Origin of the sequence: Acinetobacter larvae (assembly GCF_001704115.1) — a bacterium.
Lineage (GTDB): Bacteria > Pseudomonadota > Gammaproteobacteria > Pseudomonadales > Moraxellaceae > Acinetobacter > Acinetobacter larvae.
Genome location: NZ_CP016895.1, coordinates 749,172 through 773,820, shown reverse-complemented (window position 1 = coordinate 773,820; position 24,649 = coordinate 749,172). Strand labels below are relative to the sequence as shown.

At 42.7% G+C, this 24,649-nt stretch carries 19 protein-coding genes and 1 riboswitch; of the genes, 10 read left to right on the top strand and 9 right to left on the bottom strand.

All coding sequences use genetic code 11. From position 1 onward, the window contains the following. Nucleotides 1-15: 15 nt before the first annotated feature. Nucleotides 16-1,221, top strand: a complete 1,206-nt coding sequence (locus BFG52_RS03425; RefSeq protein ID WP_067552656.1) for an RtcB family protein — start codon at nt 16-18, stop codon at nt 1,219-1,221. Between the two features lie 169 nt (nt 1,222-1,390). Here BFG52_RS03425 and omp38 read toward each other — a convergent pair whose 3' ends face one another. Beyond that, nucleotides 1,391-2,452 (bottom strand): outer membrane protein Omp38, encoded by a 1,062-nt coding sequence (omp38, locus tag BFG52_RS03420; protein ID WP_067552652.1) that lies wholly within the window; start codon nt 2,450-2,452, stop codon nt 1,391-1,393. A 780-nt stretch (nt 2,453-3,232) separates the two neighbouring features. Between omp38 and BFG52_RS03415 the strand changes: the two genes are divergently transcribed. Continuing rightward, entirely contained in the window at nt 3,233-3,796 is a 564-nt protein-coding gene (locus BFG52_RS03415; protein ID WP_081408607.1) for a GspH/FimT family pseudopilin, read from the top strand. A 277-nt stretch (nt 3,797-4,073) separates the two neighbouring features. Further along, nucleotides 4,074-5,249 carry a thiolase family protein gene (locus BFG52_RS03410; RefSeq protein WP_067552645.1) on the top strand — a complete coding sequence of 392 codons (1,176 nt, stop codon included), beginning with the start codon at nt 4,074-4,076 and terminating at the stop codon, nt 5,247-5,249. A 69-nt stretch (nt 5,250-5,318) separates the two neighbouring features. Here BFG52_RS03410 and BFG52_RS03405 read toward each other — a convergent pair whose 3' ends face one another. From BFG52_RS03405 to BFG52_RS03380, 6 genes are all read right to left on the bottom strand, one after another. Next, nucleotides 5,319-5,804, bottom strand: a complete 486-nt coding sequence (locus BFG52_RS03405) for a DUF934 domain-containing protein (protein WP_067552642.1) — start codon at nt 5,802-5,804, stop codon at nt 5,319-5,321. Next, nucleotides 5,797-7,440, bottom strand: coding sequence for a nitrite/sulfite reductase (locus BFG52_RS03400; RefSeq protein WP_067552639.1), 1,644 nt, complete (start codon nt 7,438-7,440; stop codon nt 5,797-5,799). The genes BFG52_RS03405 and BFG52_RS03400 overlap by 8 nt, the downstream gene beginning before the upstream one ends. Before the next feature lie 337 nt (nt 7,441-7,777). Next, the gene (locus BFG52_RS03395; protein ID WP_067559066.1) at nt 7,778-8,287 is read right to left on the bottom strand and encodes a DUF1543 domain-containing protein; all 510 of its coding nucleotides are present in this window, start codon (nt 8,285-8,287) and stop codon (nt 7,778-7,780) included. A gap of 200 nt (nt 8,288-8,487) precedes the next feature. Next, nucleotides 8,488-9,717, bottom strand: a complete 1,230-nt coding sequence (trpB, locus tag BFG52_RS03390; protein WP_067552637.1) for a tryptophan synthase subunit beta — start codon at nt 9,715-9,717, stop codon at nt 8,488-8,490. After that, complete coding sequence (locus tag BFG52_RS03385) at nt 9,701-10,342, bottom strand: phosphoribosylanthranilate isomerase (RefSeq protein ID WP_067552634.1); 642 nt, start codon at nt 10,340-10,342, stop codon at nt 9,701-9,703. The genes trpB and BFG52_RS03385 overlap by 17 nt, the downstream gene beginning before the upstream one ends. Nucleotides 10,343-10,515: 173 nt before the next feature. Then, entirely contained in the window at nt 10,516-12,348 is a 1,833-nt protein-coding gene (locus tag BFG52_RS03380) for a TonB-dependent receptor domain-containing protein (protein ID WP_067552631.1), read from the bottom strand. 148 nt (nt 12,349-12,496) lie between these two features. Beyond that, nucleotides 12,497-12,676: riboswitch (cobalamin riboswitch) on the bottom strand. 209 nt (nt 12,677-12,885) lie between these two features. Here BFG52_RS03380 and BFG52_RS03375 point away from each other — a divergent pair. The 5 genes from BFG52_RS03375 to BFG52_RS03355 all read left to right on the top strand — a co-directional run bounded on the left by BFG52_RS03375 (nt 12,886) and on the right by BFG52_RS03355 (nt 18,381). Next, a complete protein-coding gene (locus BFG52_RS03375) occupies nt 12,886-13,734 on the top strand; it encodes a siderophore-interacting protein (protein ID WP_081408606.1) in 849 nt (282 codons plus the stop codon). Nucleotides 13,735-14,000: 266 nt separating this feature from the next. After that, a complete protein-coding gene (locus BFG52_RS03370; RefSeq protein WP_067559064.1) occupies nt 14,001-14,609 on the top strand; it encodes a cob(I)yrinic acid a,c-diamide adenosyltransferase in 609 nt (202 codons plus the stop codon). Continuing rightward, nucleotides 14,606-15,325: a glycerophosphodiester phosphodiesterase gene (locus BFG52_RS03365; RefSeq protein WP_067552625.1), complete on the top strand. Its 720-nt coding sequence runs from the start codon at nt 14,606-14,608 to the stop codon at nt 15,323-15,325. Before BFG52_RS03370 ends, BFG52_RS03365 begins: the two co-directional genes overlap by 4 nt. A gap of 303 nt (nt 15,326-15,628) precedes the next feature. Beyond that, a complete protein-coding gene (locus tag BFG52_RS03360; RefSeq protein ID WP_067552622.1) occupies nt 15,629-16,795 on the top strand; it encodes an acyl-CoA desaturase in 1,167 nt (388 codons plus the stop codon). Nucleotides 16,796-16,938: 143 nt separating this feature from the next. Beyond that, nucleotides 16,939-18,381: a protein adenylyltransferase SelO gene (locus BFG52_RS03355; protein WP_067552620.1), complete on the top strand. Its 1,443-nt coding sequence runs from the start codon at nt 16,939-16,941 to the stop codon at nt 18,379-18,381. A gap of 553 nt (nt 18,382-18,934) precedes the next feature. On the opposite strand, the gene BFG52_RS03350 is transcribed toward BFG52_RS03355, so the two are convergent. Together BFG52_RS03350 and baeS are read right to left on the bottom strand one after the other, a co-directional pair. Continuing rightward, nucleotides 18,935-19,621 (bottom strand): response regulator, encoded by a 687-nt coding sequence (locus BFG52_RS03350; protein WP_067552617.1) that lies wholly within the window; start codon nt 19,619-19,621, stop codon nt 18,935-18,937. A gap of 167 nt (nt 19,622-19,788) precedes the next feature. Next, a complete protein-coding gene (gene baeS / locus BFG52_RS03345; RefSeq protein WP_067552614.1) occupies nt 19,789-21,489 on the bottom strand; it encodes a sensor histidine kinase efflux regulator BaeS in 1,701 nt (566 codons plus the stop codon). Between the two features lie 173 nt (nt 21,490-21,662). Here baeS and BFG52_RS03340 point away from each other — a divergent pair, with 173 nt between their 5' ends. Continuing rightward, a complete protein-coding gene (locus tag BFG52_RS03340) occupies nt 21,663-22,223 on the top strand; it encodes a hypothetical protein (protein ID WP_067552611.1) in 561 nt (186 codons plus the stop codon). A 476-nt stretch (nt 22,224-22,699) separates the two neighbouring features. Beyond that, the gene (locus tag BFG52_RS03335; protein WP_067552608.1) at nt 22,700-24,502 is read left to right on the top strand and encodes an acyl-CoA dehydrogenase C-terminal domain-containing protein; all 1,803 of its coding nucleotides are present in this window, start codon (nt 22,700-22,702) and stop codon (nt 24,500-24,502) included. The last annotated feature ends 147 nt before the right edge of the window (nt 24,503-24,649 follow it).

The following is a 24,649-nucleotide window of genomic DNA, read 5'->3' as shown; positions in this document are numbered from 1 at the left end:
GTTCGAGTAAAAATAATGGGCATACAAATGATATTAAACGCCAAAGCGGTATATGGCGTTCCCGTAAAAATTTATACCCAAGATGTTGATGAAGAAAGTCTGATTCAATTACGAAAAATGGCACAACTGCAATTTGTACATTCACATATTGCGGTGATGCCTGATGTACATGTTGGTAAAGGTGCGACTGTAGGCAGCGTAGTTCCGACCAAAAATGCCATTATTCCAGCGACTGTTGGGGTTGATATTGGTTGTGGTATGAATGCATTACGTTTGAGTTTAAAAGCGGCTCAACTTCCTGACAACTTAAGCGCGTTGCGTAATGCAATTGAGCGTAAAGTTCCTGTGGGTTTTGAAATGCATAAACAAATTAAAGCCAAAGCCTCTACTCTCAGCCCACTCGACAAACAACTACAAGTGATTACACGTAAGCATCCTGCGTTAACGCGTATGCTAAGACACTTTAACAGTACTTGGCAGAAACAGTTAGGCACACTCGGTGGAGGCAATCACTTTATAGAACTGTGTGTCGATGAGAATCAAGATGTTTGGATTATGCTACATTCAGGTAGTCGTGGTTTAGGCAATGTAATTGGTACTTATTTTATTGAACGTGCCAAGAAAGAAGCGCAACATCGTTTTGGACATGTGCCAGATAAAGACTTATCTTATTTTGCTGAAGGTTCGACTAGCTTTGACGACTATGTTGAAGCAGTGGCATGGGCTCAACACTATGCCTATGAAAATAGACGTGAAATGATGCGTTTGGTGCTAGAGGCAATTCGTCCATTGCTACCTAGTTTTCAAATGACCAAAGAAGCCATTAACTGTCATCATAATTATGTGCAAAAAGAAACGCACTTTGGTGAAGAAGTCTATGTAACACGTAAAGGTGCCATACGGGCAGGTTTAGGCGAATATGGCATTATTCCAGGTTCTATGGGTGCACAATCCTTTATTGTTCGCGGCAAAGGCAATCCTGAGTCTTTTTGTTCTTGTTCACACGGTGCTGGTCGTAAAATGAGCCGCTCCAAAGCCAAACAAGTCTTTAGTCAACAAGATCTTATTGCACAGACCAATGGCATAGAATGTCGTAAAGACAAGTCTGTTGTAGATGAGATTCCAGCAGCGTACAAAGATATTCAACACGTCATGGCGAATCAGCAAGACTTAATTGAAGTCGTACATACGCTTAAGCAAGTTCTATGTGTTAAAGGCTAAATAAACACTTTCCATCATCACCCAACTCAGTCACGCCATGTGACTGAGTATTTCTGGTTGATCAATCGTTTTTTCTTTCTTTTAGACTTTTTGCTCTAGTACTTTTTTCATCAATAAAAAAACGGTTCCGAAGAACCGTTTTATATCATCCTAGGGTAATAAGCTAGGCTTATTGACCTGGTTGCGCAAGAACAGTACGGCTACCTACGATTGTCGCGAATACACGACGGTTCATAGCACGACCTTCTTTAGTTTTGTTGTCTGCAATTGGGTTATCCCATGCAAAACCTTGAGTAGACAAACGAGCTGGGTCGATGTTGTACTCGCCTACAAGTGCAGATTTAACAGAGTTAGCACGTGCAAGAGATAGACGTTCGTTCAACTGACGTGGACCAGTATTGTCTGTGTGACCTTCGATTGATGCAGTTGCATTTGGATATTCGTTAAGTTTTTCAGCAACTTTAGCGATTTCAGGTTTGTATTGGTCTTTGATGTTTGACTTGTTGATGTCAAAGAACACGCGAAGTTCCATGTTCAATGTTTCAGTCAATTCTTTCGGCTGTTCAACTACAGGAGCTGGAACAACAGGAGCAACAGGCTCAACCACAGCTACAGGAGCAGCAGGTTTCAAGTGACCACCAAGAACAACGTTCAAACCAGCAAGTGCTGTGTAGTTCCAGAAGTCTTCATCGATGTTATAAGTCGCACGTGCTTCAGTACGTAGAGACAATACATCGTTCAAGCGCCAGAATGCACCGATACCAGCATTACCAAGGGTACCTTCTTCTTTCAAGCCACGGTTTACGCGACCTAAAGCAGAATCACTAGCACCACTGAATGTATATTTATAGTGACCACCACCTAAAAGTACATACGGCTTAATTTTGCTGTCGTAGTTTTTAGTGATTAAATCAGAAGTAACATAGAAGTTACCATTGATTTGTCTTTGCTTGTATTCTGCACCGTTAAGATTTGCAGCGTCTACATCACCTTTAACTTGGTTATATTCAGCTTCAAAACCTAACCATGGAGTTAATTCAACACCAAGCGCAGCACCAACAAATAAATCATCTTGTAGCTCACCATTGTTTGTGAGGTGATCTCGGCTGTTATTGTGTTTAGTGTCTTGGAACGTGTAACCAAGTAACAACGGAGTTACAGTCACACCAGCATTAGCCGCAGCTAATGGCGCAGCAACAAGCATAGCAAGTGCAATACGACTCAATTTCATGGATTTCCTCCAGAGATAACAAATGTTGTTCAAGCTCAGCCTAAAATACGTTAGCTACCTGAGATAAGCTTGCTATATACCCAGTATTTTTTTTAAGCCACTCACGTGAATCATACAAACACTTTTTAGTTTTTCCAAGTGCTTGATAAATTTAATCAAGTAAATTATTGACAAAATTACTTACAATTTCCGTTGTAATTGAGTAAATTTACTCGATGTGAATTACGTAAACGACTTATCCTCATACTTAATCAGGGTTTATTTTAACAGCTTTCGACAATTAGCGTAATACAAAGAGCAAATAATTTGAGAAATATCTCTCTTTCTAAACTATTTTAGGAATTACTTTACTATTTACTAGAGCAGCACCAGATGAATGCGTTTTTCATTTTCGAGCACCATCGCACCGCGTTAAAACCCTTGTAGTATCGCTGATCATGATCAACTTATCAACCATTTATATTTAAGCTTTTGTAATGAATAAATTAATTTTAAAGAAAAAACAAAAACCATAAGACACTGAATTTAATAATAAAAATAAATACCATTTGATCACAAAGTCACTTGACCGCCGTGATGACCAAGCGACTTTAACATTAAATTTCGATATTTTAATTCACTAAATAAACCGTATTTCTGGCAATTTTCTATACTTACAAAATTTAAATTGACATATTTGAATATCACATAAAATTCACTCTAAATACGCCCAAAAGGTATATACATATTTTTTGTCGTACTATACAGTTCAAAAAAAAACATAATAACCAGACGAGAACCATGGATATGCCCGCCACATCCCCCTCATCAAAACATTATCCAGATCAAGGTTTAACATTATTAGAAGTGTTACTGAGCATCACCCTCTTGGTCATCATCGCAAGTATTGCGGTACCTAGCGTATCTTACCAACTACAACGACGAGAATCCGATCAAGTTCAACAAACACTCTCTAAGCTATTGCAACTGGCAAAACTCGAAGCCTTGAGTCGTCAGCAAAATATTGTACTCTGTGCTTCTACCGACCTACAGAACTGCCAAGCTCAAGCATGGCACAATGGACTTTTGCTTTTTGTAGACTATAACCACAACCAACAACGCGATACAGATGAACCTATTTTACAACACAACAAACAACAACTCCGGCACGGTTCACTACAATGGCTCGGTAATGCCAGCCACATCAATAGCATCGTATTTCAAGGAGATAATGCCTTACCCCGTGGTTCAATGGGACGTTTTCGCTACTGTAATAGCCAATATAACAGTTTAAGTCATGATCTCATCCTGAGTGCAATGGGACATCAAAGACCTATTCTTAGACCAAACTGCTCATCGTCTTAAGCCCAACAGTGCTCGTCAGCCTTGAAATTCTCTTACTTGGACAGCCCCCATCTCATCATGCCGCTCATCACACGTATCAGACCGCAATAAAGCCTGTTCGCAAGTGCTGATCTATATTAAATGCAAGATTGAAGCGTTACTGCTGCGTTTAAATCTAAACAACGATTAGGCTTTTTTCTCAGAATATTTTGCATATACTGCATAAGTTGAACAAAATTTTAGTCCATATTGTCGCTAAATTTAGCTTTATCATCTTATAAAACCGGAGAATATAACAATGACTGGCATTGTGATTGTAAATGGTGCACGTACTGCGATGGGCGGGTTTCAGGGAAGTTTATCCGCCGCGACTGCCCCACAACTGGGTGCAGCCGTTATTCAAGCTGCGGTACAGCGTGCTGGACTACAGCCTACAGATGTACAAGAAGTGATTATGGGTTGTGTTCTTCCCGCAGGTTTAAAACAAGGACCCGCCCGCCAAGCAATGCGTCTTGCTGGGCTTCCAGATCAGACAGGCGCTGTAACCATTAACAAATTGTGTGGTTCAGGGATGAAAGCGGTCATGCAAGCCAGCGATATGATCAAAGCTGGCTCAGCCGAGGTCGTGGTTGCTGGTGGCATGGAATCCATGAGCAATGCCCCTTACCTACTGCCTAAGGCACGTGGTGGATACCGTATGGGACATGGTGAAGTGAAAGATCATATGTTTCTAGATGGTTTAGAAGATGCAGAAACAGGGCGTTTAATGGGATCTTTTGCCCAAGACATGGCCAATAGCCGTGAATATAGCCGCGAACAAATGGATAACTTTGCAATTCGCTCACTTGAACGTGCTCAAACAGCGATACGTGAAGGTTATTTCAAAGATGAGATCATTCCTGTCACGATCAGCACGCGTAAAGGCGATGTGGTGGTTGATCAGGATGAGCAACCCTTTAAAGCAAATATTGAAAAAATTCCACAACTAAAACCTGCCTTTGCCAAAGACGGTACCATTACCGCTGCCAATGCCAGCTCCATTTCAGATGGTGCATCTGCGCTGTTGCTCACATCAGAACACTATGCAGCAGAAAAAGGTCTACAACCCTTAGCCAAAATCGTGGCTTATGCTTCTAATTCACAACATCCATCAGAATTTACCATTGCTCCAGTGGGTGCGATTGAAAAGGTTTTAAAACAAACCGGCTGGAATGCACAAGATGTTGATCTATGGGAAATTAATGAAGCCTTTGCCATGGTGACCATGTGCCCAATTGACGATTTCAAATTAGACCCAGCCAAAGTCAATATTCATGGTGGCGCATGTGCACTTGGACATCCTGTAGGATCAACTGGTTCACGGATTATCTTAACCTTGATCCACGCCTTAAAACGCATTGGCGGTCAAAAAGGCATTGCAACCCTATGTATCGGTGGTGGTGAAGCAACTGCAGTTGCCATCGAATTGCTATAATTCGTTATCAGCATGAATAAAAAATCCCCGTCAGTGAATTGGCGGGGATTTTTTATGGTAATCAAACTTTTAAGCGCCCGTCTGATAGTTGGCTTGTGCAATGGCAGTTGAGGCTTGATAAGCTTGGCTAAAGTCATTCAACCCAGCCGCCTCTTCTGCGACATCTTTGCCTTCTTTAATCACAAAGCTATCGAAGCCAGAACGTTTTAAATAGTTCAAGACATCTTTAAAAATATCCCCGACTGCGCGCAACTCTCCCTGAAAGCCCTGACGACGTAATAGTGCGGCAAAAGAATAACCACGACCATCATTAAAACCAGCAAATTCAATAAAAATACAATCTAATTCAGCCAAAGGGAAATGATTGACTTCAGGTGAATCTTCTACGGTAATCAATAAAGCTTTTTTAGTCGCTATGCTTGGCAGTAAATCGAGCTGAGCTGTGCTAAGCAATACATCCCCAGCAGGTAGCTGCCCATCTTCTGCAATCAACTGATAACTATTTGCTGAGATTGAGCCATCTTTGCCGAGTACCGCTAAATCTAAATTAAGCATATGCACGCTCCTTAAACGGTTTAATACCAACACGACGATAAGTGTCGATAAACTCCTCACCCTCTTCACGCAGATCTAAATAAGTATTTAAAATCTCATCGATAATATCAGGCACTGCATCTGCTGCAAAAGAAGGTCCAAGAATATCACCTAATGACGCATCATGGTCGGCATTGCCGCCCAAAGTGATTTGATAGAATTCGGCACCCTTTTTATCGACGCCTAAAATACCAATATTTCCCACATGGTGATGACCACAAGCATTCATACACCCCGAGATATTGAGATCTAGATGCCCCAAATTATAAATGGTATCGAGGTCTTCAAAACGGCGGCTAATTGCTTCTGAAATGGGTATCGATTTAGCATTGGCCAATGAACAGAAATCACCACCTGGGCAGCAAATAATATCTGTCAAGAAACCAATATGCGCTCGCGCCAAGTTATGTTGGTCCAGAATTTGCCACACAGCAAATAAGTCTTTTTGTGGTACGTCAACCAAAGCAATATTTTGTTCATGCGTGGTACGGAGCTCACCAAAAGTATACTGATCAGCCAAATCTGCAATGAGATTCATTTCTTCAGTACTCATATCACCAGGCGCGATACCAGCACGTTTCAAAGAAATGGTCACAATGCGATAACCTGCAACTTTATGCGCATGGGTATTGATGTTAAACCAGTGTTTAAACTTCGGATATTGTGCAAATAGCTCACTAAAGTCTTGATCAGCTAAATCTTGATAGGGAAATGGCGAAAACTCAGCATCCATTTTTGCTAAGATTTCTGGTGCAATTTGCAGTGTTTTTTGCGTATGTAAAAATTCAGCTTCTACTTTCTCTGCAAACACGGCGGGCGTCAAAGCTTTGACTAAAATCTTAATACGTGCTTTGTACTTGTTGTCACGGCGACCATGTAAATTATAAACGCGCAATACCGCTTCTAAATAAGCAATCAGGTCTTCTCGCGGTAACCATTCACGGATGATCGAACCAATAATTGGGGTACGCCCTAAACCGCCACCCACTTTGATACGATACCCCATTTCACCAGCGTCATTGCGAACGATATAAACACCGATATCATGAAAAGATACCGCTGCACGATCGACTTCAGCTAAAGCCGAAACAGCAATTTTAAATTTACGCGGTAAGAAAGCAAACTCTGGGTGAAAGGTACTCCACTGACGAATTAACTCACAAGTAGGACGTGGATCGGCAACTTCTCCGGCCACCACACCCGCATATTGGTCTGTCGTCGTATTACGAATACAGTTACCAGAGGTTTGAATGGCATGCATTTGTACTGTGGCCAACTGCGCCAACATTTCTGGTACATCTTCCAATGCTGGCCAGTTAAATTGGATATTTTGACGTGTAGAGACATGCGCATAACCACGGTCATATTGCTGAGCTAATTCAGCAATTTTACGCAACTGTCTAGCATGCATCAGTCCATAAGGCACTGCGATACGCAACATCGGCGCATAGCGTTGTACATACAAACCATTTTGTAAGCGTAATGGACGATACTCATCTTCACTGAGTTTCCCCGCTAAATAGCGTTGTGTTTGGTCGCGAAATTGAGCAACCCGTTCATCGATCATCTGCTGATCAAAATCAGTATATAAATACATGGCGTGCAGCTAGTAATATAATGCAAAGGCTGACAGCATAACCACTATTGATCTATCAACAAAATGTATTTTTTACATATTTAATAATGGTTTTATTGATAAGGCAGCTAAAAGCTATAAATAACTGCCCTATTACCAATAAATTCAATGATTAAGCTTTAGTTTTACTTTATTTTCAAATACATATCATATTTTTCTATATCTCAGCTCCATGCTCATTCTCGCCGCGTACAGCTCCTCTCTACGCTGCATAAAAATAGTGATTTAAAGATACACACAGCGATCGCTGCATACTTTATCTACAGTTATCTACAACTATCTACAGCGTAATCTTTATCTATAGCGTGATATAGCTATTTTCCCAACGTTGTGGACTAAACTCACCGGGTTGCAGATGCACAAAATGCCCGCCGACTAAGTCTATTGCCAAGCAATCATCTACCTCCAGCACGCGATCGGTATGTTGTTTCTGCCAATGTGTCGCAAAATAAGCCTTGCCTTTGGCTTTGGCAGCTACAGGATTGCTGGCAATCACCAGCACATAGCGATGTAACTCACCAAACTCCCGTGGATCATAGCCGCCTAAATTGATGAGATAAAGTTTCTGCTGCTGCTCTGCGGGCGCAGCATGAGAGAACTGTATTTGATAACTTTTCCCCTCGAAATCCAAGCCATCACATTGAATCCATGCATCGATGTGTAGACCTTGTGGCTCACCAAACCAAGCATTTTTGAGTTGTGAATAGGTGCTGGGTAAATCATCGCCTACAGCAAAGACCACATCATGAACTTCGATATTGGCGCGCGCATGTCGCCCGCCTAACATCACAATAAATAAACTCGGCATGGCTTTACCCAGCTCCTCTCGCTTTGCATAGATCATTCTACTTAGGCTTAGCTCGGCTTTTGTTTCGCCCAACTACTTTCTCCAAGCCACTTTCGCCCAACCACTAAGGCAAGGCAATCAGGCAAAGTCGTATGCTCCAGCAAAACTGTATTAGACCGAAACATAGCGCTGAAAAAATAAAAACATGTAAGCTCTAGCGCCTACATATCAATCATCTCTACCCCATCAATACGTGCCATGGTCATCAGATCTTTATCACCGCGACCAGACACATTGGCAATAATGATTTGATCTTTAGACATGGTAGGTGCCAACTTGCTGACATAAGCCATGGCATGCGAACTTTCTAAGGCAGGAATAATCCCTTCAATACGGGTTAAATCACGGAAACCTTGCAACGCTTCTGCATCGGTAATCGGCACATACGCTACCCGGTGCATGTCTTTTAAGAAGCTATGTTCGGGACCTACACCAGGATAATCTAAACCTGCCGACACGCTATGTGTCTCAATGATTTGACCTTGCTGATCTGACATTAAATAAGTGCGATTACCGTGTAATACCCCAACATGTCCAGCCGTTAAAGGCGCAGAATGCTTGCCTGTATGAATCCCCAAACCGGCTGCCTCTACGCCATAAATTTTAACATCTGCATCATTGAGGAAAGGATAAAACAAACCGATGGCATTTGATCCACCGCCAACACAGGCAACCAATGCATCGGGTAATCGCCCTGCTTGCTCTAGGATCTGCCGACGTGCCTCACGACCAATAATCGACTGAAAATCACGGACTAACAATGGATAAGGATGTGGTCCAGCTACGGTGCCAATCACATAATAGGTATCATCAACATTGGAAACCCAATCACGCATTGCTTCATTCAGTGCGTCTTTTAAGGTGCGTGAGCCACTGGTCACGGGCACAACCGTTGCTCCTAATAGGCGCATACGATAGACGTTCATGGCTTGACGCTTGACATCATCAGCGCCCATATAAACCACACATTCCATTCCTAAACGCGCAGCAATCGTAGCGGTTGCCACACCATGTTGTCCTGCACCGGTTTCTGCAATAATCCGTTTTTTACCCGAAAGCTTGGCCAATAAAGCCTGACCAATGGTGTTATTGACCTTGTGTGCTCCAGTGTGGTTGAGGTCTTCACGTTTTAAGTAAATTTGCGCACCACCTAAAGCCTCTGACCAACGTTCAGCAAAATATAGTGGGCTCGGGCGCCCTACATAATGCGCCAGATCATGATCAAAGGCGGCCAGAAACTGTTCATCCGTTTTCATGCGGTTATAAAGTTTTTCTAGATCATCCAATGCTGCCATGAGGGTTTCAGAAACAAAACGCCCACCATGAATACCGAAATGCCCTTGTGCATCTGGAAATTGGCTATAGTCAATCACTTTATTTTGCTGATCCACGTTGGACTCCTTGCATGAATTGTTGGATACGTAATGGGTCTTTAATGCCCTTTGCTGCCTCAACCCCACCACTGACGTCGACTGCATAAGGCTGAGTTATGGCGATGGCCTGTTGAATGTTTTCTGGTTGCAACCCACCCGCCAAAATCAATGCGCTATCGAGCTTGGGGAATTGGCTCCAGTCAAATTGTAGACCTGTGCCGCCTTTTAACTCGGGATGCCATGCATCGAGCAGTACCGCACTGGCACCCACAGCCTGATAAGCCTGTACTTCGGCTAACACATCGGTATCAGCTTGCACTTGTAATGCTTTATACCAACGGCGCCCTGTCGCTTGGGCAATTGCCTGACAATGTGCTGGGCTTTCATCACCGTGCAACTGTAGCACATCCAATGCCACGCTTTTTAACACCGTGCTAATCTCTGCCGCAGTCGCATTGACAAATAATCCAACCACAGAGACATAGGCAGGAATATGCTGTAGCAATTGTTGCGCTTGTTCAAGCGTCACATGGCGTGGGCTGGGTGGATAAAACACCAAACCAATGGCATCCACACCAGCAGCAACAGCAGCTTGAATGTCTTGCACACGGGTAATACCGCAAATTTTGACTCGGGTACGCATGATCTTGGATGCTCAATCTAAAATAGAGTAACGGAAAGAATCATATTATATGACCTAGGTCGATTTCCATAGCAGATGAAAATCAGCCTTCTATAACTCGCTCTGCTAAAACTCGCTCTACTAAAACTAGGTCTTCTAAGACTCAACCCCAAAAGTCGTTCTGTCTAACGCTATTATTGCATGGCATAGCGCAATGTTAGCCAAGCCGTACGCCCATCTTGATTATAATCGGCGGTGCTTTGATAGGTCTTATCAAACATATTGGCCAACTTGGCTTGCACACTCATGGTCGGTGTCAGCTGATAGGTCACACGAACATCTGCCGTGGTGAAATCACTTAATTGCTGGGTATTGGCAGCATTGACAAAACGTTTGTCTTCATAATGTACTGCACCACCGATCAGCCATTTATCTATTTTATAATCGGCAGAGAAATTTAATAATTGTTTAGCGGTATAGACGACCTGCTTGTTTTTATATGCTCCACTACGATTTTTAGGGTCTTGATAAGTATAGTTGAGATTCCAAACCCACTGATGCAAATTTTGTCCCAATACCAGCTCTATCCCTTTTACCCGAGCTTTATCGACGTTTTGTGCTGGCCAACCGACAATCATATGGTCGATATTGTTCATAAAAGCATTTAACTGCCAATCCAAATACTGACTGCCTTTCAAACCGATTTCAAGGTTTTCCGCTTGCTCTGGTTTTAAATCTGGATTACCCCCACCGCCAAAAACAGGATCGGCTGGCCAATATAGCTCATTAAAGGTCGGCATTCTAAAGGCTTTGCCCCAAGTAGCATAAGCATGATAATGATCATTTAAATGATAACCAAGCGTGGCATTTCCAGTGCTATGCTGCCCATACTGTTGATTATCATCAAAACGAAACGCTGCCTGCACATTCACTGCGCCAAAACCCGCGAGATACTGTACAAAGTAGCCGGTATTATCGCGTTTATTCTGGGTATAGTTTGTGCTGCTATTGACTTTATCATGTTGATAATCAATACCAAGCATCAGCAACTGATTGGGTTGTAAGGTCAAGCTGTTCAGCCATGAGATATTATCGCGCAAGGTATCGATTTTGGATTTCGTACCATATTCAACACTTTCAAGTTTATCCTCAGTACGCCCAACTTTCAGTTCGCTCTGCCAACGATCCACGGGTTTATATTTGGCAGCAAGACCATAAACATTTTGTTTAATATTGCCATGTGCATCTGGACCATTATCATATTCATTCTTCGCGTCGACGCTGAGAAGATTGCTGCTGATCTCAAATTGATCACTAAACTGGTGCCCCGCTTTTAGGGCGAAAGCACTGCTCTCATAACCATCACGATCTGGATCATGCCCCCATGCCGTTGGCCGTGTGGCATTGATACCTTGGGTTTTTATAGCTGTGGCATTTAAATTTGCCCAACTTGCACCTTGGCGCAGATTGACACCGATATTACCTTTATAGCTTTCATGTGAGCCATAGCTTACTGAGGCATAAGGCTTCATACCATCAGCATGACCAGCTTGACGGGTAAAAATCTGAATCACCCCAGCAATTGCTTCAGCCCCATAAAGACTTGACCGCGGACCACGTATAATTTCAACCCGTTCAATTTGGTCTATCGGTAAATGCTCAAATGCCACTGTGCCCGTGGTCGCAGAAGCAATTTTTTGTCCGTCAACCAACACCAAAACACTTTGTGAGCTGGTGCCACGCAAAGAAATTCCCGTGGTTTTCCCCATCCCGCCACTATTTCGAAATGACAAACTCGGTACAGTCTTGAGCAACTCCTCTAGCGTTTGAAATTGCTGTCGTTCAATCTGCTCACGATCAATCACCGTCAGCCCTGCCATGGTGTTTTGATCATTCAGTACTGTACGGTTTGCGGTCATATTATTTGCGGTCATATGAATGGTGGGTAATTGCTCTACGGCCCACGCTGCCGAAAATGGTGTCAATAATAGTAGTGCTTGATATAACGTATTGGATTTATAAGACATGAAATTCCTCTATCGCACCACCCGTGCGTTGATCGCTGAGTAACGCGTTCTTAAAAACTGTCGCGCATTTGGCTCAGCCCTGAATAACAATTTTTTCGCTATAACGATAGAAATGCTATAACGATAAAAATAAGGTCATAGAGATCAGGTTATAGGACTACAACAGGCCGGTCTCCGGACTTAAGTTATCGCTAAAATAACTATTCACCGTTGCGGGGGCAGTGTTAGCTTTTGCATAAGATTTACACGATAAATCCTATAAATACTCAGACAGACTAACTTCCCAGTTTCACTTTTTTGATCAAGCACCTGAAGCAAAGGCAGATTAATTTCCAGCCGAATTGAAGTCAAGCAATAAGATCGCTTTGCAGTCGGTACATTTAAAAGGTTTTGCTTTATTAGCAATGAGCAACATAAATAAATAGCAATCATTTTCATTTATGCTAAATTAGTATACAGGTACTAAACTTATTGCTTCATTGCAACGGCAATAAGCTTGATCTGACACTGACTAAAATGATTGAAAAGGTAATCACTATGGATAAAGCAAAAGTGCTCGAGCAAGATGACCACATGAATGGCATGCAACAACTAAGCATGACGGTGGTAGAGATGACCCGACCTTATGCTTCAATCTGCCGAATACGCGGTAAAATTGATCCGTCCCATCCCCAACTGTGGCAACTTCCCAATGTTGCCATTCGCTTGGATGTAGAACAACATGACCAGCAACGTCCAAGCTCTCGCATTTATACCGTGCGTCATTACGATATTGCACGAAATGAAATTGAAATCGACTTTGTGATCCATGCCGATGCCAGCCCAGCAATGCGTTGGTTACAACAAGCGCAAGTCGGCACTGAAATTCTACTCACTGGTCCACGTCCACACTTTAGCCCTGATTTTCAAGCGCAACGCCATAATGTGATTTTTGCAGATGATACGGCTATTCCAGCGGTCTATTCGATGTTGCAGCAATGGCCCGACCATGTGTCTGGCGACATTTATATAGATAGCTTGCAACCTGAACAGTTACAAGAACTGCCACGTCCCCAACGGGTTAATTTCCATTTTATTCAACATGATCAAAAACTCGCAGCCGGTCAAGGTCAGTATTTATCACAAGCTGCTGCCCAGATTCGCCCGACAGCTGATCTGGGGGATCTCTATGTTTGGGCAGCCTGTGAACGTAGCGAAGCGCGACGTATTCGTGAGATTTTTCTACAGCAACACCAGTTGGATAAATCACACGTTCATGTCATGGGCTATTGGAAGGCTGGTGTAAGTAGCTCAGTGATTGATGAATTACGCGTCGATTACTACAACCAATTATTAGCACAAGGTGAAGGGCTAAAAGATTTTGATGACTTAGATCTCAATATCTGACCGCGGCATATAGCACCCTGATCTGATCTCCCCTCGCAGCGATTGCACCTGTGATGTTTAACTGAATGAGACATGCACAGCATAGTTCACATCTATACCTTGCGTACATTGGCTGTGGGGGGTGAGGGATTACGGCAGCAAAAGCATGTTGAATATGAAATAACGTGCAGTGTCCATCTAGATCATACAAACTACAAAATATTTCAGTGCAATACTACAATTTCTATAGCATGATACAACTGTTGCACAGCATGAGTTTTCAGCAGATGGGACATCGTTTAAGTAAAATCTATACGCGTACTGGTGATCAAGGTGAGACAGGACTTGGTGATGGTTCACGACTGAGCAAAGATGATTTACGCATACATGCCTTAGGGGATATTGACGAGTTAAATGCGCTTATTGGGCTCTTGGCAGCCCATATTCAACAGGACAACTCCGATCAGCAAGGCTATTGGGCTGAGCGTTTGCGTTATATGCAACATGCTTTATTTGATTTAGGCGGTGAAGTGTGTATCCCGAACCATCATGTGCTGAATGCTGAGAGCATTACTTTTTTAGAAGCCGATATCGACCAAATGAATCAGCAGCTGCCGATGCTCAAAGACTTTATTTTACCAGCAGGCAGTCTGAGCTGTAGTTATGCGCATCAAGCCCGTGCCGTATGCCGTCGAGCAGAACGTCAGTTATGTGCTGTACAACAACGTGATCAGAATATTCAGCAGAATGCCTTACAATTTTTAAATCGGTTATCGGATTGGCTCTTTGTTGCAGCGCGCTGTTTACAACGGCAGCAAGCCGGTCACGAAGTACTTTGGCAGAAAAATATCACAGCACCAGTTTTAGCCAGCAATACACAGGAGTCAGCTTCATGAGAATTATTGGTCATCGTGGTGCGCGTGGCGAAGCACCAGAAAACACCCTTGCAGGATTTCACTACCTGAAAGACTTAGGAATACGTGCAGTGGAATTTGATGTGCGCCAACTCAGTGATCAACAACTGGTGGTCATACACGATGATCATTTTCAACGGACTGCACAACAAGCGCTCAAACTAACTGGCTTAGCTTACCAAGACATACAACATATAAATCAAGCCGCGCTGTGGTCCGATCATGCACAGCAAGCTACGCCTTTATTGAGCGATGTACTGCCCATACTGGCTGACTTTGAGCATATTGAAGTCGAAATTAAAAGCGTAGAAAGTAGCGCCGCAGCGGAACAGCTGATTGAACAACTCTCGCCTATGCTAGATGCTTTCACACAACAAGTTGTGGTGACAAGCTTTGATCCCAAGATTTTGATTGCCTTGCAGCTGCAACGCAGCACACTACGACGAGGTTTGCTGGTCGAGATGGATATAGCAACACAAGCAATTGATTTTGCATTGCAATTAGGATGTTGCCAGATTGGCTGGCAAGATCAATTGGTCAATAGCAGCATATTGAATGCCATGCAGCAAGCTCAGCTGAATTGCAGTGTTTGGACGGTCAATGACGTGGAACGGGCTAAATTACTAGCAGACCACGGCGTGCAAGGTTTAATTACCGATTACCCAAAGCGCATGCAACAGTATTTATCCACTACATAAAAGATTTATCCTGTAGATAAAGCACTTTTGCAAATCTCACACAATGCCGCAGCACCGTAAAACATCATCGGACACTTAGAAATAGTTACAGCGCAAACAAGTATTTAGCGTTAGAATAACCGCAGATATAGCGCAACAGTCGCCATAGGATAGAATATGTTACTTTTGAATACTATACAGCTGTAAAATATTGCTAGTGATCGCGCCTACGTGCATGCTACTATGTCTTAAAAATAGGCTATATCTTTGCTTATTATTCTAAAATCCACCTTGTATTTTAGGTTTTTAGGAGTGCTGTTGGAGATGAATCCTCCCCTACCTCAAGCCCCATTAAACTGGACCGCTATTTTTGCATTGGTTGTTTTACCCATTGTTGCTGTCATTGCAATTCCGCTATATGCCTATCATCACGATTTTAGCGTAGCGGCTTGGATCAGTTTATTTGTATTACTTGGCGTGAGTAGTCTCGGTATTACTGCAGGCTATCACCGTTTATGGGCACATAAAGCCTATGATGCCAATTTAGCATTGCAAATCATTTTGATGATTGCTGGCACTTTTGCGGTTCAAAATAGTATTTTATATTGGGCTTCTGGACATCGAACCCACCATCGTCATGTCGATGATATCGAACGTGATCCTTATTCAATTAAAAACGGTTTTTGGTATGCACACTTGGGTTGGATGTTGCGAGATTATCCAGCAGCAGAACCCAATTTTAAAAATGCCCCCGATCTACAAAAAAACAAATTAGTCATGTTCCAACATCGCTACTATGTTCCCCTTACCATTCTTGTGCACATTGCCATTCTTGGTAGCATTGGCTGGGCTGTGGGTGACCTCTGGGGTGTGGTGTTATTGGGTGGTTTATTACGCCTGATCATTAGCCACCATGTGACTTTCTTTATTAACTCACTCTGTCATATGTGGGGTAAACGCCCATATACCGATGAAAACACAGCACGTGACAACTTCTGGCTTGCCATTGCTACATGGGGCGAGGGTTATCATAACTATCATCATATCTTCCAATACGATTACCGTAATGGCGTAAAATGGTGGCAATATGACCCAACCAAATGGTTAATTTGGAGCTTCTCAAAACTCGGTATGGCGACCAATCTACGTCGTATCCCGAGCTTTAATATTAAAAAAGCAGAACTGGCTATGCGCTTTAAATATGCAGAGCAAGATTTGGCGGTCTATGGGCATGATATGAGTGCTGATTTATCGGCACTGAAACAAAAAGTCGCACAAGAATATGAGGCTTTTACCCATACCCTCAATGACTGGACTAAACTCAAAGAGCAAGAGTTACAAGCGAAAAAAGCGGCTGTTGCAGAGAAAATCCATCAAATGGATATCAAGCTCAAAGTTGATTTTCAATTGGCAGAACAAAAACTGACTTATCATCGTGAGCGCCTAGAAACCTTGATGCGCAATATCAAAAAAAATACTGCTGCTGAATAGTCAACTGTTCCGTTGCACCCCAACGCACCCACGCTTGATTGCTGCAAAACAAAGTTCAATCAAGCCCTCATGGGTGCGTTTTTGTTGCCATTCGATCAATGCTATAGTTAGTGTCTCCACGTGCTCTGTGCAGATGATCAACTATGCAATTTATCCAACGCTATCCTACGCTGGATTCCCAGCTCTACCACCACCAAGCTCCTCAGCCCTTAACACAAACCATTGCCGGGCATTTTAACCAAGCCTTGGCAGAACAATTACAATGGACTGAACAAGAGCAAGCACAATGGCTCGACATCTGTAGTGGTCAACGCTGCTTTGATGAATTCCGCCCCTTGGCCATGGTTTATGCAGGGCACCAATTTGGACAATGGGCGGGGCAACTTGGCGATGGTCGTGGTCTTCTCATCGCCCAAGTCCAAGATAAAAATGCTCAAGTGATTGACCTACACCTAAAAGGTGCAGGTAAAACGCCTTATTCTCGTATGGGAGATGGTCGTGCTGTACTGCGCTCTGTGATTCGTGAATACCTTGCAGGTCATGCCCTCAATGCCTTAGGCGTTGCCTCAAGTAATGCCGTGGGTTTTAGCAGCTCCACGCAAATGATACAGCGCGAACACTTAGAACCTGCAGCCATGTTATTACGCAGCGCAGATAGCCATATTCGCTTAGGGCATTTTGAGTGGATTAATCAATATGCGCCTGAACTACTTAAAGATTTTACTGAGCACTGCATTGCATGGCACTATCCACATTGTTTAGCCGCACCGTCTCCCATATTGGCATTTGCGCATGAGGTCATTCAAGCGACCGCCAAAATGATTGCCCAATGGCAACTCTGTGGTTTTGCCCATGGCGTGATGAATACAGATAACCTCAATATTACCGGTTCTACTTTAGATTTTGGACCTTATGGTTTTATGGAGCGTTTCAGACCCAACTGGATCAATAACCATTCTGACCAACAAGGTCGTTATACCTATCAACAACAACCCAGTATCGGTCACTGGAATCTATGGATCTGGCTGAATAACCTCATGCCACTTGCGCCTGCCGCAGCAAAAGAGCAATTCAAGACACAACTTGTCGACTGTCTAGAAGGCTATGAAACAGCTTTTCTCACCCACTATCAGCAAGGGCTCTGTGCCAAGATGGGCTTACCCGATTTTCATAAAGATAGCTTTGATTGCGCACTACGTTTTTTAAGAATTCTACAAGCAGAACAACTGGACTACACGCAAAGCTTCCAACGCTTACAGCACCAACACTACACGGCTTTACGTGATGACTGCCTTGATCTACGCGAATTTGATGAGTTTTTACAGCAATACCACCAGATCCGTGAATATCAAGACCATGATGCCTTAACCCGCTTGATGCAGCAAAATAATCCTATTTATATTTTACGCAACCATATGGCGCAAACGGCTATTGAAAAAGCAGAGCAAAATGACTTCAGTGAAGTGGATCGCTTATTCCAGTTATTGGCTCAACCGTATAGCCGACAAAGCTCGCTTGAACGACCTGAGGATCTTGCACCACTCCCTGCAGATCAAGCTGCAGTATCGGTGAGTTGTTCTTCTTAAACTGATTCTAGCTAAAGGCGTTCTGCTTTCATCTACGTCATCTTTAAGCTGTTAATATTTCATCAAAGTTATGCACATTTTCTGTGGATAAACTTGTGTTTATCCACAATTCTGCATGATTTAACACAGCCTAGAAAGCCCACAAAAGTCTGCCGAAAAATCAACCATGACATAATACAGCAATAGATACCTGCAACGTGCTACACCGCATAGGCTTTATTTCTTATTTATTATCTATCAGTGACTTATTATAAATACAACCAACGCATTGCCGTACAGACAGACATCTGCACGTGCTTATTTTGAGAACATTTGCTATACAGCTTGGTTGTACAAAGCCTAGACAGGGACAATTGTTGAAAACGCTGCATGTGGTATACAGCCGTGCTGTCGAACAAAATGCTTTGATAATGTGCAGCAAGACTAATTTTAAATCAGCAATTTTTGCGAGCCACAATTTTTCAAGCCACGGAAATTATTCTCCAGCGCAAAGCTGAACAGAGGCTGCTTTTGCCATCATCGCATGACGATGGCAATTCAACAGACTTAAATCTTATTCATTGGGATATTCAAAACGATAGCCCACACCATACACGGCTTGTACCCATTCATGGCGGTTACCGGTATCGGCAACATCTGCAATTTTACGGCGTAAGTTTTTGATATGGCTATCAATAACACGGTCAGCAACATCAAAACTATCAGGGTTGATGTGATCGAGTAACTGAGCACGCGAATAAACTTGCCCAACATGCTCAATAAACAACTCAAGCAAACGAAACTCTGTAGGGGTCAAATTCAATACTTTTTGTTGATACCAGATCCGTTGCTGAGCTTTGTCGATACGGAATAAAGTATTTTCTTCGGGTTGACTCTTACGCTCTAAACGACGTAATACAGCCTGTACCCGAGCCACCAATTCTTTGGGGCTAAAGGGTTTACAAACATAATCATCAGCGCCCATATTGAGCCCTAAGACACGGTCAATTTCTTCAGTGCGTGCAGTGACCATAATAATCGGTAAATCAGTTTGCTCGCGGACTTTACGACATATGGTCAAACCATCCATACGCGGCACCATCAGGTCTAAAATCATTAAGCTAGGCTTACGTTGTTGATAGCTTTGGTAAGCCTCTAAACCATCATAAAATACACCCACTTCATAGCCTGCAGCTTCAAGATAATCACGGACCAAATTGGCAAGCTCGGTTTCATCTTCAACCAGCATGATATATCGCATAAGATTATTTCCTTTTGATTCATAAAGTTATTAATAACAATTTTATATCGAGCATCGCGTTGTCGAACACAGCCAATACTATTTAAACCTGTTAAAACTCAGTTAGCTTTCTAAAACTAAGCTACCTTTCTAAAACTCAGCTAGCTTTTTAAAGCTAAGTTAAATTTTTAAAGCTTAGTTAACTTTTTAAAGCTGAGCTTACAGCGCAATCCACCCAATGGGGAATGATCAAAACTCAAGTTCCCTCCCATGGCTTGTGCAATTTTGGCAGAGAGCGCCAAGCCTAAACCCGTTCCGCCGGTACTACGCGTGCGCGAGTCATCTACCCGATAGAAACGTTCACCTAAACGCTGTAATTGTTCATCACTAAGACCCAGCGGACTATCATCGACCAACAAAGACCAACTATCATCATCCTGCTGAGTATGGATTGAAATCTGACCGCCTTGTTCGGTATAGCGCACACTATTGCTGAGTAGGTTGACCACGATTTGTTTGAAACGATCAACGTCTAAACTCAGTTCAGCGCCTTGCCCACTGATCATGATCTGTAGACCCGCTTGCTCAATTTTAGGTTTAAAATATTCAACCTCTTGTAAAACCACATGCCAAGGATCAACAGCGGCCAGATAGCACTGTAGTTGCAATGCATCTGCCTGTGCTAAATCGGCAAGGTCTTGGGTGAGTTTTTTCAAACTATTGACTTGACTCATCATCGCAGCCAAATGCTCTGGGGTCGCTTTACGGATACCATCTTGCATGGCTTCAATTTGTGCTTGCAGAACCGCCAATGGCGTTTTTAATTCATGTGAGGTATCGCCGACCCACTGCTGCCGTGAACGCTCATGTTGATCTAAGATTTCAGCCAATTGGTTTAACTCATTGGATAAATCGCCCAATTCATCATTGCGGTTAATCTTTACTTGATGACGATAATTACCATTGGTCAATTCACGGGTTGCTTGTAATAAGCGTTGAATCGGTTGTTTAATATAAGTTGCCAATAATAACGCTGCGATTAAACTCGCCAAGAAAGTCGTCAAGTAAACAAAGAGTAAATAACGTTTTTGATTACTAAAGAAGTTAATACTCAATGCATCTTCTTGATCTAATACGGGTCTCAAACCTAAATAACCCACTATTTCTTGATTGACCATAATCGGGCGAAAAGACAATTGCTGATTACTCGGTTCACCCACGATAAAATTTTTCTGCGCATCATATAATGATAAACGTGAGCTTAATCCTAAGCGATCAGGCATGGCGATAATACGCTTGGTCGGTTGTGCAGTAACACCACTCGTCAGCAACTGCTCATCTACTTTATGCTCTTTTTCATCAGCTTTATGACGTTTATCATTGTCTTTATTTTTGGTTAAATAAAAACTCTGGTTGGCACTTAATGGAAAACGTATGCCTTCAAAAGGTCGATATTCTGAAGGCAGATTATCTTGTAAAACTTTTAAGTCCTGCTGATCTAACCAAACATTGTCTTTGTCATCGTCACTGGGCGCCACACCTTGCATCATGGCGTGTTCGCTAAAATAACGCTGCTGTAGGGAAATATCATATTGGCGTCGTAACCACCAATGCGACAATTTATCATAATCATCTGGTGCAGCATCACCTTCTATTTGCAAAATTTGCGCTTGAATGGCATTGCCCCAATCTTGGTAAACACCATAAACACCAGCGAGATTATCAATTAATGGATCAAGTTTTTGCATTTCGACATCAGCAACATACTGACTAAAATTACGCTGCATCGTCCAATGCAATACCCCTAATCCCAAGGTGATAATCAGCAAGGTGGTCAATAACACTGTAGAAAACAAACGTAATGCAATCGGAATGCGTCGTGTACTCAAAACTCATCTCACATTTTTATTCTATTTCGGCATTCTAAACGACATTGCGCCAAATTACCCTCCATTGTTTCTACATGTTTATTAATTAATTTTAAAAATAATCTCATTGCCTAAATGACTGTTCAAGGCAATGTCTTGTGTCATCATTTTTTTATTTTAAAAGGCTCAATAGAATGAAGCAGTTTTCCGCAACGATTTTAAAAAAAATAACCCTTAAAAATACCAGCATGCTACTACTCGCTTGCAGCGCATTGGGATTAGCCGCCTGTCAAACCAATAGCAGCAATCCACAAACGCATAAGCGTGGGTATCATGGTGGACCACATCATCAAGGCATGAAACCGAATGATCGTGCTGGCATGTCAGCACGTCATCATCAACGCCAGCCAGGTGCTCAAGCATGGCGCGAACAAATGCAACAAGCATGTTTGAATAAAAACAATGGGGCAACGGTCAATGTAAAAATCGATGATAAAACCCTATCAGGACAATGTCATCTCGTCTTTCAACCCGACCGCAACAGCATGCAAAGCCGAGTAAATCATCAAAGTGTCAGGCCTCAGCAGCATGCTGGTAGCAACCGTCGTGGGGCTTGGAGCGATCTAGACCGCCAAGCTTTTCAGCAAGCTTGTATTGGCAAATCTGCCGATCAGAAAACCACGGTCCAATTCAATGAACAAAGCATCAATGGTCGTTGCCAATTACGCTTTAAACGTACCGCACCCAATGCTTAAATTATGCTCCAGCGATGATTTTTTAAAAGCGCTAAGAACATCGCCAAAGTGCTAACAACACCTTTTTCCCTGCGAATAACCCGACTGAATTTAACACAATATTCTTTCTAAAATCAATATTATATCTTTAGAAACCACTCAGCGCGATTGCTAAGACAAAATGTCTGTAGGATCAACAATAAAGCGTAGCCATGGCTACGCTTTATTGTTCAAAGCAGTTGAATATTCGCTTAAAACAAGCCTATTCGATACAGGTGTATTTGTTTTGCAACACAGTTGTGCAATAATCTAATTTAAAATTTTTTAGAATATTCTTATATGTTTTTTTGACTTTACAGTCACATAGAAAATGCGAAAGCACGCTTGTACCGCGGCAACAGATGTAGCAGGATGTAGCAGAACTATTCTGTGTCACTGGCACGACATTAACATTTTTATAATTTGAATCTGGTTTATCCAGTATTGAGGAATCATCTATGCCACAATACAAAGCCCCCTTACGTGACATGCAATTCGTATTGCATGAATTATTAAATGCTGAACAACACTATGCTAATTTACCCGCATTCAAAGACAACGTAAGTCGTGAGCTAGTTGATCAATACTTAGACGCGGCAGCAGATTTTTGTGAAAATGAATTATCTCCACTGAATCAAGTGGGCGACCGCGAAGGCTGTCAATGGAATGATGGTGAAGTCACCACACCAACAGGCTTTAAAGAAGCCTATCAAAAATACATCGAGCTTGGTTTCCCATCACTTGCTGTGCCAGAACAACATGGTGGTCAAGGCTTACCAAGTTCATTAGCAACCACGATCTCTGAAATGGTCGGTGCTGCCAACTGGGCATGGGGCATGTACCCTGGTTTATCTCATGGTGCTGTTCGTACCATCGAGCATCATGGTTCTGATGAACAAAAAGCCATTTACTTGCCAAAACTCGTTACGGGTGAATGGACTGGTACCATGTGCTTGACTGAATCGCATGCAGGTTCAGATCTGGGGATTATTCGTACCAAAGCAGAACCAAATGATGATGGCAGTTATTCGATCACAGGCGAAAAAATCTTTATTTCCGCTGGTGAACACGATATGGCAGAGAACATCATCCATATTGTTCTTGCACGTTTACCTGGCGCACCCAAAGGCACCAAAGGTATCTCGCTGTTTATCGTACCAAAATTCAATGTCGCTGCTGATGGCACTTTACTTGACCGTAATGGCGTACGTTGTGGTTCGATTGAACACAAAATGGGGATTCATGGTAACGCAACCTGCGTGATCAACTTTGACAATGCCAAAGGTTATTTGATTGGACCTGAAAACCGTGGTCTACACTGCATGTTTACCTTTATGAATACCGCACGTATTGGTACTGCAGTACAAGGTTTATCAGCTTCTGAGAGTTCATTCCAAGGTGCTTTGGCCTATGCTAAAGATCGCTTGGCAATGCGTTCATTGTCTGGTCCTAAATTCCCAGAAAAAGCAGCTGACCCAATTATCGTACATCCCGCTGTACGCAACATGCTATTAACCCAAAAAGCATTTGCAGAAGGTGGTCGCGCACTGGTTTACCTACTTTCTCAATATGCCGATATCGTTGAATATGGCAGTACTGAAGAAGAACGTAAGTTTGCCGACAACATCCTGTCATTACTGACCCCGATTGCCAAAGCATTCTTAACTGAAACCGGTTCTGAAGCTGCCAAACATGGTGTTCAAGTATTTGGTGGACATGGCTTTATCTCTGAGCATGGTATGGAACAAATTGTTCGTGATACCCGTATCTCTTGCTTGTACGAAGGGACAACAGAGATTCAAGCGCTTGATTTGCTTGGTCGTAAAGTATTGCAAACTCAAGGTGCGATGCTACGTGACTTCACCAAAATTATTCATAAATTTGTTGAAGCCAACAAAGACAATGCCGACATGAAAGCCTTTATCGAGCCACTTGCTGCGCTCAATAAAGAATGGGGCGATCTCACCATGCAAATTGGTATGCGTGCAATGCAAAACCCAGATGAAGTGGGTGCTGCGGCAGTTGACTACCTCTACTTTGCTGGTTATGTGACACTTGCTTATCTCTGGGCACGCATGGCATTGGTTGCACAGCAAAAATTGGCTGAAGGTACTGCTGAAACTGAGTTCTATAAAGCCAAAATTAGCACTGCAAACTTCTACTTCAAGAAAATCTTGCCACGTGTACGTTCTCATGTAGATGTGATTGCCGGTGGCTTAGAGCCATTGATGGAATTAGATGCAGAACACTTTGCATTCTAATGTGGGCTAAAGCCTGTATGTAAATTAGAAAAAGGACAGTCACGCGATTGGCAGTCCTTTTTCTTTATGAAATTGCTCGATATCTCCCTTAGCATCCTTGCGAAATAAATTTGCCTCATGCAATTTTAGATGTCGAACCGTACAATG